Origin of the sequence: Capnocytophaga sp. oral taxon 380 str. F0488, from assembly GCF_000318255.2 — a bacterium.
Lineage (GTDB): Bacteria > Bacteroidota > Bacteroidia > Flavobacteriales > Flavobacteriaceae > Capnocytophaga > Capnocytophaga ochracea.
In genome coordinates this window covers 34,959-46,754 of record NZ_KB291205.1, presented here as the reverse complement: position 1 = coordinate 46,754, position 11,796 = coordinate 34,959, and the positions used below count along the sequence as shown (strand labels likewise).

At 37.9% G+C, this 11,796-nt stretch carries 9 protein-coding genes; all 9 read left to right on the top strand.

Features of this window, described 5'->3' with window-relative positions; translation table 11 throughout:
- Positions 1-255 precede the first annotated feature (255 nt).
- The 9 genes from HMPREF9078_RS06625 to HMPREF9078_RS06585 all read left to right on the top strand — a co-directional run bounded on the left by HMPREF9078_RS06625 (position 256) and on the right by HMPREF9078_RS06585 (position 11,600).
- Positions 256-2,670 carry an RND family transporter gene (locus HMPREF9078_RS06625; protein WP_009419921.1) on the top strand — a complete coding sequence of 805 codons (2,415 nt, stop codon included), beginning with the start codon at positions 256-258 and terminating at the stop codon, positions 2,668-2,670.
- A gap of 60 nt (positions 2,671-2,730) precedes the next feature.
- On the top strand, positions 2,731-4,005 hold the full coding sequence (locus HMPREF9078_RS06620; protein WP_009419920.1) for an NAD(P)/FAD-dependent oxidoreductase: 1,275 nt from the start codon (positions 2,731-2,733) through the stop codon (positions 4,003-4,005).
- Positions 4,006-4,157: 152 nt separating this feature from the next.
- The gene (locus HMPREF9078_RS06615; protein WP_009419919.1) at positions 4,158-5,258 is read left to right on the top strand and encodes a methylmalonyl-CoA mutase family protein; all 1,101 of its coding nucleotides are present in this window, start codon (positions 4,158-4,160) and stop codon (positions 5,256-5,258) included.
- Positions 5,242-5,823 (top strand): hypothetical protein, encoded by a 582-nt coding sequence (locus HMPREF9078_RS06610; protein ID WP_009419918.1) that lies wholly within the window; start codon positions 5,242-5,244, stop codon positions 5,821-5,823. Before HMPREF9078_RS06615 ends, HMPREF9078_RS06610 begins: the two co-directional genes overlap by 17 nt.
- 354 nt (positions 5,824-6,177) lie before the next feature.
- Positions 6,178-7,038, top strand: coding sequence for a glycoside hydrolase family 25 protein (locus HMPREF9078_RS06605; protein WP_009419917.1), 861 nt, complete (start codon positions 6,178-6,180; stop codon positions 7,036-7,038).
- A gap of 1 nt (position 7,039) precedes the next feature.
- Positions 7,040-7,675, top strand: coding sequence for a 5-formyltetrahydrofolate cyclo-ligase (locus HMPREF9078_RS06600; RefSeq protein ID WP_009419916.1), 636 nt, complete (start codon positions 7,040-7,042; stop codon positions 7,673-7,675).
- Between the two features lie 73 nt (positions 7,676-7,748).
- Complete coding sequence (locus tag HMPREF9078_RS06595) at positions 7,749-8,948, top strand: HmuY family protein (protein WP_009419915.1); 1,200 nt, start codon at positions 7,749-7,751, stop codon at positions 8,946-8,948.
- 8 nt (positions 8,949-8,956) lie between these two features.
- The gene (locus HMPREF9078_RS06590; protein WP_009419914.1) at positions 8,957-9,586 is read left to right on the top strand and encodes an HmuY family protein; all 630 of its coding nucleotides are present in this window, start codon (positions 8,957-8,959) and stop codon (positions 9,584-9,586) included.
- 70 nt (positions 9,587-9,656) lie between these two features.
- Positions 9,657-11,600: a TonB-dependent siderophore receptor gene (locus tag HMPREF9078_RS06585; protein ID WP_009419913.1), complete on the top strand. Its 1,944-nt coding sequence runs from the start codon at positions 9,657-9,659 to the stop codon at positions 11,598-11,600.
- The last annotated feature ends 196 nt before the right edge of the window (positions 11,601-11,796 follow it).

Genomic DNA, 11,796 nt, shown 5'->3' with positions numbered 1-11,796 from the left:
ATTAATTATGACAACCTTTTTTAGGACGTGACAATATTTTCTCATTCCCTCATTCCCTCATTCCCTCATTCCCTCATTTCCTCATTTGCTAATTTGCTAATTAAGTTACACTATCTATCTCTTACCTCAAACTCCCTGTCAATTCATAAAATCATTATTAATCATTAACCGCTAACCATTAATCATTGATATTTATTTTTGTAATTGTATATTATTTTGTACTTTTGCGCCCTCAGAAAATAAAGAGATATCAAGATGTTTAGATGGATAAAAGCCAGCTTCTGGGGTACCATTGCAGGCTTAATATTGCGCAACCGAATTGCTTTTTTACTACTCATAGCTGCTATCACTGGGGGCTTAGCTACACAGTGGAAGAACGTGCGCTTTACTTTTACCGAAGCAAATATGCTCCCCGATGATCACCCTGTGAATATGGAGTACAAGCACTTCCTCGATAAGTTCGGCGAAGAAGGCAACTTGATATTAATGGCGTTAGACGATAAAAAAATCTATACACCTGAGGTACTCAACAAATGGATTGCCCTTAGTAACGAACTAAAAAAGTTCAAACAGATAGACGCTGTTATCTCTATCGACAATTTGCCTATCTTAGTGAAAGACACTGCCCAGCAGCGCTTTGTTACCCATAAGTTTATCGAAGGAAAAGTAAAAAACCAAACTGAAGCTGATAGTCTCAAAAAAGTACTTTCCGAGAAACTACCTTTCTACGAAGGTCTCATCTACAACAAGAAAACAAATACCTTGCAAACAGCCGTGTATATGAACAAAAAGATTGTCAATACACAAGCCCGCAAGGATTTTATCCTCAACGATTTTATTCCCATAGTCGAGAAGTTCGAAGCGCAAACCGGACTCAAAGTGCACACTTCGGGTATGCCTTATATTCGTACCCTCAGCGCTCAAAATATAATGGACGAGATAGGGTTATTCATCTTGGCTGCCCTACTCTCTACTTCAGCCATCTTCTTTTTCTTTTTCCGTTCATTTAGGGCGATGTTTATCTCTATGGGCGTGGTATCCATTGCAGTAATGTGGGTATTTGGTTTTCTAGGGCTTTTCGGCTACGAAATCACCATTCTCACAGGACTTATTCCGCCTTTGGTCATTGTAATTGGTATCCCGAACTGTGTATTCCTCATCAATAAATACCAACAAGAAATCAGTAAGCACGGCAACCAAGCCAAGTCGCTTATTAGGGTAATCCGCAATGTAGGCAATGTAACCCTGCTCACCAACCTCACTACGGCTATCGGTTTTGCTACCTTTATCTTTACCGAAAGTTCTTTGCTCAAACAGTTTGGGGTCATTGCTTCTATCAATGTAGTATCTATCTTCTTCATTTCTCTATTGCTAATCCCAATTATTTACAGTTATATGCACATACCTCAGGAAAAACATCTAAGGCATTTGCATCGCAACTGGATAGGTGGACTTATCAAGTTCATTGAGAATACAGTAAAGCATCACCGTATTGCAGTATTCACTACGGCTATTGCTCTGCTTATCCTCAGTATTATTGGTATTTACAAAATAAAGATTTCGGGTAGTCTCATCGAAGATATGCCTAAGTCAGCTGATTTTTTTGACGATATCACTTTCTTCGAGAAGAATTATGGCGGAATTATGCCTTTGGAAATCACTATTAATACGAAGCAGAAGAACGGTGTTACTCGGTTAGTGAATCTCAAACGTATTGACGAACTCTGCACTCATATCGAAGAAATCCCCGAAATATCCCAACCGCTTTCGTTGGTAAACTTGGTGAAATACGCCAAACAAGCCTATTACAATGGCAACCCTAAATATTATAGCCTGCCCACTACCCAAGAGCAAAACTTTATCCTTTCATACGTCAAAAACTCTAAAGGTAATGCCAATATGCTCTCCGCTTATGTAGATTCATTGGGGCAAACGGCACGCATCACTACTTTTATGAAGGATATTGGTACTGAGAAAATGCAACAAATCGAGGACAATATTTACACCAAAGCTCAAAAGCTTTTCCCAAGTAATAGGTATGAAGTGAAGATTACCGGTAAAGCCTATTTGTTTACCAAAGGTACTAATTATTTAGCTATCAACCTCATTTGGTCATTAGCCTTGGCTATTTTGCTCATTGCGCTCATTATGGCGTATATGTTCCGTTCGTTCAAGATGATAGTTGTCTCACTCATTCCTAACCTCTTACCGCTACTCATCACCGCAGGACTGATGGGCTATTTTGGCATTCCGCTCAAACCTTCCACTATACTTGTGTTCAGTATTGCCTTTGGTATTTCGGTAGACGATACTATTCACTTCTTGGCTAAATATCGCTTAGAGTTAGTTGCGCGTAATTGGAAGATAAGCAAATCGGTATATGCAGCTTTACGCGAAACAGGAGTAAGTATGTTCTATACTTCTATTGTGCTACTCTGTGGTTTCTCAGTGTTCTTGCTCTCCAGCTTCGGAGGTACCAAAGCACTCGGCGGACTCATATCAGCTACTTTGCTTTTCGCAATGATGACGAACTTACTACTCTTGCCAAGTCTATTGCTTTTCTTAGAACGCAGTCTGTCCAACAAAGAAACTATCAAAGAGCCTAAGATTGAGATATTCCCTAAGGACGAAGAAGAAGAAAACTCTGAAAAAGAAAATAAAACACTATAATTACACACTGTTATCAGCTGATTGACAAATTTGTTAATTGGCTAATTAAAAATAATCATTATGGAAAACAAAAAGCATATCGTAATTGTGGGCGGTGGCTTTGCTGGCTTAGAGCTAGTAAAAGTGTTGAACCGCTCTGACAAATATAAAATTACCTTGGTGGATATGAATAACTACAATTTCTTTCCACCCCTACTATATCAGTTGGCTGCGGGCTTTATGGAGCCTTCATCTATCTCCTACCCTTTCCGCCGTCTATTTCGCAAGTATAAAAATGCACGTTTCAGAATGGCTACCTTGCGAGAAGTCGTTCCATCGGAAAACAAACTCATCTTGAGCAATGGAGAACTGCATTATGATGTATTGGTAATGGCTACGGGAGCTGAATCAAACTTCTTTGGTAACAAAGATGTAGAAGAAAAAGCAATGCCTATGAAAACCGTAGGCGACGCCCTTATGCTTCGCAACTTAGTATACACCCGTTTGGAGCGCGCTACCCGTACTGAGGACAAAGAATTGCGCCGTAAGCTACTCTCTTTTGCTATTGCAGGAGCAGGTCCTACTGGGGTAGAGCTATCAGGCATCTTTGCTGAAATGAAACAGAACATTATGCGCAAGGATTATCCTGAGCTTACTTATGACGATTTAGGTGATATTTATCTCATCGACGGACAAAACACTGTACTTGCTCCTATGAGCAAAAAAGCCCAAGCATATACCGAAAAAATCTTGCTTAAAAAAGGTGTAAAACTCAAATTAGGAGTACAGGTAACCGATTTTCTGAATGACGAAGTATACCTTTCGGACGGTACAGTGCTCGATGCTCGTAACCTAATATGGGCAGCGGGGATTTCTGCTAAAAGTTTCAAAGGTATTGACGACAAGCAACACTTGGGTCGTGGACGACGTATGAAAACCGATGCTTATAACAAAATGGAAGGCTTCGAGAACATCTATGCAATCGGCGATTCGTCTATTATGACTGCCGACCCTCATTTTCCCCAAGGGCACCCTCAGCTCGCACAAGTAGCCTTACAACAAGCCAGTAACTTAGGAAAGAACTTCAATAAAGATTTTGTAAACCCTACTCCTTTCAGTTATGTCGATAAAGGCTCAATGGCAATTATTGGTCGTAACCAAGCCGTCGCCGATTTGCCTAAACACATTTTCCTCAAAGGCTTCGTAGCGTGGGCTATTTGGGCATTTATACACATAATGTCGCTGGTAAACTTCCGCAACAAAATGAAAGCTTTGTACAATTGGGTAGGTTATTACATCAGTAAAGACCAATCATATCGTATGGTATTACGTCCTACCGAAAAAGCTAAAGGATAAAATCTGGCTTTCCTATATACTTTGCCAATGTTTGAAACATTGGCAAAGTTGAACCTACATAATTACAAAAACATAATTTTTTTTTAATTTTTAAAGAATTCTTATTCAATTTCTCTCCTGTAACGGAGACTTCTTTCACTAAAAAGCAAAGAATGGAGAACACTGCTAAACAATGGAAACAACAACTGCAATACCTGCTGAAAGGAAGGGACTACGAGTCGCTTATATACACTTCAGCAGAGGACGTTCCTATCTTACCTTTTTACACTTCCGAGAACGTAAAAAGCCCTTATGCAGTTGATATCCAAACACAAGTAGCTGTTCCTCTTTTTGTATCCGATAAAGAACAGACCCTCAAACGCATTGCTTTTTGGCAAAGCCAATCAGTTCACTTTTTTTTGCTCAACCTGCACACTGAGCTTATTCAAGACGAAGTACAACAATGGTTACCTACTGATTTACACTACTTGTTCACCAATGCCCTCACTGTAGATACCTCAACCTACCAAAACACAGGAGCTTCAATGGTGCAACAAATCGCTTTCGGAGTAGCCCAAATGCAGGAAATACTGACTACTTCAAAAGTAACCACTGCTTTTGTGAAAATAGCGGTGGGAGGTAGCTTTCTGTTAGAAATTGCCAAACTGCGTGCTTTTCGTCGCTTATTTAGCGAGCTCTACCCTACCCTACCCTTCCATTTGATAGCCGAAGTATCTCATAGAGGTTTATCTCTTCTGAAATCGTCGCATAACCAAAACTATGTACAGTTAGCTTACGAAGCTGCTGTATTAGGAGGTGCTGATTATTTATTGCCTAAAAATTCCCTTTTCTTTAAGAAAAACAGCGTAAATACCGAAAAAGCAAATGTAGCTACCATTCAGCAACTCACTGCTACCCGAAACGCAACACTGCTCAACGGAATGTATGCAATTGAGGCTATCAGCTACGAAATGTACAAAAAAGCTCTTGTACTATACCAGCAAGTTCATAAACAAGGAGGATTGTCGGTTATGCTAAAAAGCCACAGTCTGCAAAAACAAATAAGGACTAAGGCATCGCAAGAACAACAATTTTTTAATACACAGTGTACTACTTTCTTTCCTGAAAATAGTATCGTTGAAGTTTATCCACGTAAAGAATGGGATTTCTATCCTTTTACCAAAAATCACACCGCTGACTCATTAACACCCAAACGCCTCTGGGAACCCTTTGAAAAAAGAATAAAACAAGAAATGTATGAGCAAAAACAATGAAACTATGGCTGGTTTGCCGCCTTATGAACGTGGGTACCGCGCAATGGGGTATTTAGAAGGAATGCCCTCTTTGCGCATCGTGGCTATGGAAGAAGAAAGCATTTCGCCTAACGAACCCACTGAAATACTCTATCAGAACATCGATAATTTTACACAAAGCAAAGCATCTTGCAAATCATTGGTGATAACTGCTATTGATACTTTGCCCCAAGCCTTATCGGTAAAAGAAGCTCAATACCTCTATATACCTGCATCTCTTCTTTTAGAAAACACCATTAGGGAAACTTTTATCCACATTCTTACTCCTAACGACAAACTGCGTATTTTAGTGGATAGTGCTCACAATGGTTTTGAAATCATTGCAATGCTCCGTAGCTTGCGCGCTCTTGCCCAACTGCCTATCACCTGCTTAGTCCATTCTATCACCGATTATCTATACGCCCTCATCGCCCAATCCGACGATTTGATATGTGATATTAAAAACAAAGAGTTGGCTTCACCTGAAAACCAATTCCTAATAGAAAATAGTTTAGTTACCAAAACTATCGACCCATTCTTCCCCTAAGCCTCACTTTTATTAGGCAAAACGTTCAAAACAGTATTTCATTAGCTCCACTTTACCTTCACTTTGAGAGCAGTATTTCTTCGTTCATTCTTCGTCTTTTGTTCGTCTTTCGTTCGTTGTAGACCCACTGTAGACCCACTGTAGACCCACTCATTGTTCGTTTATCTTATAAGCTTCCTATAAGTTCTGCATAAGCCCCCACCTAATTAACCATTAATCATTAACCATTAATCATTAACTATTTTAATTCCTCCCCATCATTTGCTAATTCTCACATCTACTAATCGGCTAATTCGCTAATTAATATTTTTAAAGATTTATACGTAATTCAGATTTTTAATGTATATTTGCAAAATGAAAAAGAAAAAGCTACAAAGAAGTAAGTCTCGTATATCTGCAAAAAAGAAATCTCTATTTGGGAACTTTTTTACTGTAAGCCTCCTATGCATTTTGTTGTTGGGAGTAGGTAGCGTTTTCTATATCAGAACCTATTATCCTGCCATTTACCAAAAAATACTAAACAAAATTACAGCTCGTAAAATAAACTCTACTTACGAAAGCAATCGTATTGAACATATCGTAAGCCTCTACTACGATAAAGTCTTCGGCATTGACCTTTCGCACTATCAAGAACGCGAAGAAATAGAATGGGATAGCCTCTACATCCGAAATAAAACTGCAAAATACCCTATTCAATTTGCCATTTTTAGAGCAACAATGGGGAACGATGGAACCGATAAGAACTTTGCTCACTTTTTTTCAGAAGCTAAAAAACACCAACTTATCAGAGGAGCTTACCATTACTATCGCCCAGACGAAGACCCTAAGCTACAAGCAAACTCCTACCTGAAGAATGCTCAGTTGGAAAAAGGAGATTTCTTACCCATTTTAGATATAGAACAATTGCCTAAAAAGAAATCCAAAGAACAGTTTATTAAAGATGTACAAACGTGGTTAGATATTGTTGAAAAACACTACAAACGCAAACCTATTATCTATACTTACATCAGTTTTTACGAAGATTATTTGTATCCCACATTCAAGCAATACCCATTATGGATAGCCAATTATAATAATGTGTCAGTCCCCACCTCTGTTTTTTCTTGGCAGTTATGGCAATTCACTGAAAATGGTATTACTGCGGGAGCAAAAGTCAAAATAGATTTTAATATTTTCAATGGTGATAGTAGCGAACTGAACAAACTCTTATTGTAGTATGACAAAAAAAGAACTCAGGACACTCTATAAGCAAAAACGCAATGCCCTATCAGCTGAGGAGCGAGACCTCCTCAGCCGACAAATAGCTGAAAGGTTACTTCTTTTTCCTAATTCTTTATGGGAGCATCACACTTACCATATATTCCTCCCCATAGAACGATTAGCCGAAATAAACACAAATTATATATTGAACATACTACGCGATAAGAATAAGCAAATAGTAGTCCCTAAAATGGATAGCAATACTCGCACGCTGTCCTCTATTCTTCTCACCAAAGATACTCAGCTCATTAATAACGCTTGGGGTATTCCCGAACCTAAACAAGGTGTTATTATAACTCCCAAAACCATAGATGTAGTATTCGTTCCTCTTCTTGCCTATGACAAATATGGCAATCGGATAGGCTATGGTGGTGGCTATTACGACCGTTTTTTGAGTGAATGCAAAGATGAAACACTCAAAATAGGACTCTCCTACTTCCCTCCTGAAAATAACTTTTATGCTCTGAGAAATGCTACTGATGTTTTTTTAGATTATGCTATCACTCCTTCCTCAAGTTACACACTCACAAAAAAAAATATTGATAAATTTTTATTGAGGGAAAGTTTGCTTATATTGAATTTTTCAAAATAAAATACCATATTGTTTTGTATAATTCTAAATAAGTAGTATCTTTGCGCCGTCAAATCAAAATACAAACAATATTATGAGATTAAAATTTTTAGCTCCTGCGCTTATCGCAGGAATGACTGTGCTTACTACTTCTTGTAGTAAAGACGACAATCCGACCCCTATACCTTCTACTGCTAAAGAAGTTAAAGAATTAAATGTTTCTTCACAAACAGAGTGGGTGTATTTTTCTTTTTCAGAAGGGAAACAAGTAGAGGTGACCAATCCTCGCACAAGTGATAATTGGGATATTGCTTTCAATACCTATAATATAAAAACTAATGGTGGTACTTCAGGTGTTGGAGGTGTAGAAGTAGCCAATACAGGAAGTAAAGATTTTAATACTGTTACACAGTACCCAGGCTTAGGCTATCAAAAAGATGAAATGATAACTACCATTAGTCGTCCGCAACCAGGACAAACAACTCCTACTACTACAACTATCTCAGCTAATCCAGTTATTACAGGTACTGTAATGAGTTCAGACCCTAAAGGTTTTTATAATTATATGCCTCCTAAACCAGGAAGCAATGCCCCACATATTACTCTTACCAAATATGTATATGTAGTAAAAACAGTAAAAGGGCAGTATGTAAAATTGCAAATTACTGAGTATACTAACGCTAAGGGTTATAAAGGTTATCTTACTTTTAAATATGATACTCTTACCTCACAAGCTCCAGTAGAAAAAGTAAACCTTACTTTTACCAAAGCAGTTGGAGAAGTACAATTAGATGCTACTGGCGATTGGCAATACTTTTCATTGGCAACAGGAGCTGTAGTAAGCGTTACCACTCCAGAAACTGATACTACTTGGGATATAGCTTTCAAAGGTTATTATGTAAAGCTCAATGGTGGTGTGAATGGCAAAGGAAAAGGAGAAGCTCTTAAAACAGAATCAAAAGATTTTGATGCTGTAAAAGAAACTGTAGTAGTAGGTTTTGAAAAAGACAAAGAAGTAACTTTTACTGGTAGAAACAGTTCTACTAAAGTAAACGTTTCACCAGTACTTACAGGAGGCTTTGGTTCTACAACAGGTACTATAAACATCAGTCCTAGCAATATAAACAAATGGGGAGATGTTTACGCTCCTAATGAATGGGTATACATTATCAAAACAGCTGATGGTAAATACGCTAAAGTGCAAGTAACTGATTTTTATAAGGAAGTAAACAGCAAAAAAGCAGCTAATTATCCTAAACTTAAATATCAATTGAGTGATACTCAAAGTAAATAATAAAGATTATGAAAGTTAGATTATTACTATCAGTTTTAGCTATAGCCCTTACTTTTGCTTCTTGCAGTAAGGACAATGATAGCAAAGAAGAGAAAAAAATCTCAAAAGGAACACAAGTGAAGAACTTGTACACTTTCAACAAAGATAATTGGGTATACTTTTCTTTTAAAAAAGGAGTCATAACTATTCAAGATCCTGAAAATAGCTTAGATTGGGATATAGCTTTTTTTGCTCATTATCTCAAAACTAATGGTGGTGTATCAGGTAAAGGAGAAGGAGGCGCTTTAAAAACTGACTCTAACAACTTTGACACTGTTACTTCTGCTCCTACTGAAGGTTATACACAAGATGTAAAAGGTACAATGTCTTATGGATCTTATCCTAATCTAACAAAAAAAGAAGGTACTTTTTCCCCAATTGTATCTGGAGATTTTGAAACAAAGACAGGTTACGTTTCTCTTTCACCTAACAATATAGGAAAATGGCCAAGTGTGTATGCTCCTACAAAGTATGTTTACATAATTAAAACTGCAAAAGGAGAATATGCTAAATTTCAAGTTACCGATTTTTATAACGATGGAGCTAAACCTAACTACGTTACTTTTAGCTATCTAATTAGCAAAGATGGTAAGTTTTAAGCCTAAACAATAATCACACTGAGGCTGTCTTAATATAGGCAGCCTCTTTCGTCTAAATTAAATTATCAATATGCGAAAGATTTTTATCACTGCTTTTATTTCATTATTCTACTCGCTATCTACTCTTGCTCAAAACGACAAGAAGGAAGATGAACCTATAAAACTCAATGAAATAATTGTAACGGCTACACGCGTTCAAAAGAACTTAAAAAACGTACCTATCACTGTGCAAGTAGTTACCGCTGAAGATATTCGTAAATCGCAAGCTACCGACTTTCAATCGTTTTTAGAAACGGAATTTGCAGGTATCAACTTTACTTACGATGGAGGTATGCCCAATATTAATATGATGGGATTTGGAGGTAAATATGTGCTCTTTTTAATGGACGGCGAGCGTATGGCAGGAGAAACTTTTGACAATATTGACTATAATCGTATTGACTTGGATAATATTGAGCGTATTGAAATCATCAAAGGGGCTTCTTCTTCTCTTTATGGCTCGAATGCGCTAGGAGGGGTGATTAATATTATTACCAAAAATGCTAAGAAACCTTTTGAAGGTAGCGCGAGTTATCAGTACGAGAGCATCAAAAGTCATAAAGCGAATGTAGGCGTGGGGAGCAAGCAAAAATGGGGTAGTATCCGCCTGACATCTTTTTACAATTTCCGCGAACCTTATGTTTTGGAAGACAGCGAACCATTAACTGTTTATAAGAATGGTACAGCTGTTACCTCTGAAAAAGGAGAACTCAATATTGCGGGGTTTACTACTTATGGAGTTACCCCTAAACTTACTTTCAACTTATCACCTAAAATAGACCTTGCCCTTACGCCTAACTACTACTTCAGCGAGCGCAATCAAGGGACAGAATCTTCAAGAAAACTACGTGATAGATACTATAACTACACTTTATCGGCTAAATCTAACATTGCACTCACTGAGAGCAAAAAATTAAGCCTATCGGGAGCTTTTGACCGTTACGACAAGTTTAACTACTTCCCGTTATTAAAAGAAAAAGAAAAGAACTATGAAAACACCATATGGCGTGCAGGAATGCAATACAACCAATCGCTATGGGAAAAACATTCGTTAGTAGCAGGAGCAGAAATATTTTCAGATGAACTGCTCAGTTTCCGTTTTGATAATACAGGTACTGAAGCCAAAGAAAATGCACAAAACTACACTGCTTTCACCCAACAAGAATGGACACTTTCTTCTGCTTTCACCTTGGTAACTGGGGTACGTATAGATTATCATTCACTTTTTAAAGAACACTTTACCTATCGTTTGTCAGGAATGTTTAAGGTAGAGCAGTTTACTTTTAGAGGAGGTTTTTCCACAGGTTTCCGGTCGCCTACCTTGAAAGAACTCTACACTAATTGGTTTCACCCTTGGGGGGGAGGCTTCCAAATAATGGGTAACAAAGACCTTAAACCCGAAACCAGTAATAACCTTAACCTTTCAGTAGATTTCGACAGCAAGAAGGTGAATATTACCGCGATGACGCAACTCTCGTCGGTAAGAGATAAAATAGCCTTCCGCTGGACGGCTGCCAGTGATACTATTCGTTATGTAAATTTTAATGGCAATACTGAGATTGTAAGCTCTGAGATATCGGCGACTTATCACCCTACAAAAGCTTTCCGCTTTAAAGGTTCGTATGCTTACTACTACATTAGCAATAGCACGGGAGAAAACCGCCCTCATACCTTCACAGTAAAAGCTGAATACATTCCTAAGCGTGATGCCCTCTATATTCCTAACGTTGTGTTGAGTGGCAAATACGTAAGTGCTACCCGCATTCACGATACCGATAGTAATAACAATGAGCTCTATACCTATTATGAACCTTATAGTATATGGCATTTGCAACTATTCTCTAAACTTCCCTACCACCTCACTTTCACAGCAGGTATTGACAATCTTTTCGATTATGTAACTAAAACCACGAGTTTCTACTCCAGCATTTCTCCGGGGAGAACTTATCTGATAGGATTGAAGTGGACCTATTGATTTTCAAAAATAAGTTGGGTTAGAGGTAAGAATTCGTACAAATTTTCATTCTGCTTTATTTTTCCACTCAAAATAACTCTATCTTTTTTCGAAATATATCAGAAGAATTCGGAAGGAGAAAATTAGATGAAGAGTATAAGATAAGAGGTAAAGTGGGTATGGTTAGCTTATAGGAAGCTTATAGGAAGCTTATACG

Excerpts from the sequence above, each read along its gene's own strand:
- HMPREF9078_RS06625 (WP_009419921.1), top strand. The coding sequence starts at position 256 with ATGTTTAGATGGATAAAAGCCAGCTTCTGGGGTACCATTGCAGGCTTA.
- HMPREF9078_RS06620 (WP_009419920.1), top strand. The coding sequence starts at position 2,731 with ATGGAAAACAAAAAGCATATCGTAATTGTGGGCGGTGGCTTTGCTGGC.
- HMPREF9078_RS06615 (WP_009419919.1), top strand. The coding sequence starts at position 4,158 with ATGGAGAACACTGCTAAACAATGGAAACAACAACTGCAATACCTGCTG.
- HMPREF9078_RS06610 (WP_009419918.1), top strand. The coding sequence starts at position 5,242 with ATGAGCAAAAACAATGAAACTATGGCTGGTTTGCCGCCTTATGAACGT.
- HMPREF9078_RS06605 (WP_009419917.1), top strand. The coding sequence starts at position 6,178 with ATGAAAAAGAAAAAGCTACAAAGAAGTAAGTCTCGTATATCTGCAAAA.
- HMPREF9078_RS06600 (WP_009419916.1), top strand. The coding sequence starts at position 7,040 with ATGACAAAAAAAGAACTCAGGACACTCTATAAGCAAAAACGCAATGCC.
- HMPREF9078_RS06595 (WP_009419915.1), top strand. The coding sequence starts at position 7,749 with ATGAGATTAAAATTTTTAGCTCCTGCGCTTATCGCAGGAATGACTGTG.
- HMPREF9078_RS06590 (WP_009419914.1), top strand. The coding sequence starts at position 8,957 with ATGAAAGTTAGATTATTACTATCAGTTTTAGCTATAGCCCTTACTTTT.
- HMPREF9078_RS06585 (WP_009419913.1), top strand. The coding sequence starts at position 9,657 with ATGCGAAAGATTTTTATCACTGCTTTTATTTCATTATTCTACTCGCTA.